Here is a 1,280-nt window from a genome sequence, read left to right as displayed (position 1 = left end):
TACCTGAAACCATTTCGCCAATATCACCCGCGCCAATTGTGATAATTATTTTTTTATTTGATTTTAATATTTCGTTTACCAAATCTGGTTTTTGAATTAATTTGACATTTTTATTGCTCATTTTATTCATTAACCAAGTCGATGTTACGCCTTCTATTGGTAATTCTCGTGCGGGATAAATATCTAATAAAATTATTTCGTTAAATTGCGACAAACTTTTTGCAAAATCATCAGCAAAATCATTGGTTCTGCTGAATAAATGTGGCTGAAAAATTGCTAAAACTTCTTGATTTGGATACAATTCTCCAACGGCTTGATTTACTGCGTTTATCTCGGTAGGATGGTGCGCATAATCATCTATATAGACGAGATTTTCTGTTTTTATTTGATACGAAAACCTTCTTTTTATTCCTTTAAATGAAACTAATGATTTGGCGATGTCTTCGTTTGGGATGCCGAAAGTTTTTGCCATCGCCAAAGCCATTAATGCATTCATTAAATTGTGTTTTCCTGGTAATCCGAATTGCAAATTTTTAATAATTTCGTTTGGTGTTTGCACATCAAAAATATAGTTTGTGTTTTCTATTCGAATATTTAGAGCTTTAAATACGCCATTTTCGTTTATCGAACAAGTTACGCCTTCGATTGATAAAGTATTCGTTATGAATAATTTAGATTTGTCTTCGACTTTATTGGCAAATTCTACAAACGATGCTTCTATCGATGCTGAATCGCCATAAATATCCAAATGATCTGCATCCATTGACGTTATGCAAGCAATATTTGGATGCAAATGCAAAAATGATCTATCGAATTCATCGGCTTCGACAACTGTAATCGTTTTTCCTGAGCCTATTAAATTTGAGTTGTAATTTTCTACAATTCCACCTAAAAAAGCGGTTACATCGACACCAGATTCATATAAAATGTGACCTAATATACTTGAAGTTGTAGTTTTTCCGTGTGTTCCTGCAACTGCAAAACAAAAAGTATCTTTGGTAATTATTCCAAGAACTTCTGCACGTTTTTTTACTTCGTAATTTCTCTCAAGAAAATAATTCCATTCAGAATGCGATTTCGGAACAGCTGGAGTAATAATTACTAATGTATTTTCTGTAAAATAATCCTTCGGAATTAAATCAATATTATCTTCAAAATGAATTTCGATTCCAATTTGATTTAAATCTTTGGTCAATTCGGTTTCGGTTTTATCATAACCAGCAACTTTTTTGCCAATATTTTTAAAATACCGAGCCAAAGCACTCATTCCGATGCCGCCA

Annotated in this window: 1 protein-coding gene; it reads right to left on the bottom strand. The window is 32.4% G+C overall.

Features of this window, described 5'->3' with window-relative positions; genetic code table 11:
- Positions 1–1,280 (bottom strand): UDP-N-acetylmuramate--L-alanine ligase (gene murC / locus RMO83_RS03555; RefSeq protein WP_310558302.1); only part of this gene is annotated, 1,280 nt, incomplete at both ends.

Source organism: Flavobacterium sp., assembly GCF_031423415.1.
In the GTDB taxonomy this organism is placed as follows: domain Bacteria; phylum Bacteroidota; class Bacteroidia; order Flavobacteriales; family Flavobacteriaceae; genus Flavobacterium.
Note: the sequence above shows the minus strand (reverse complement) of the source record. Positions and strands in the feature narration are given on the sequence as shown.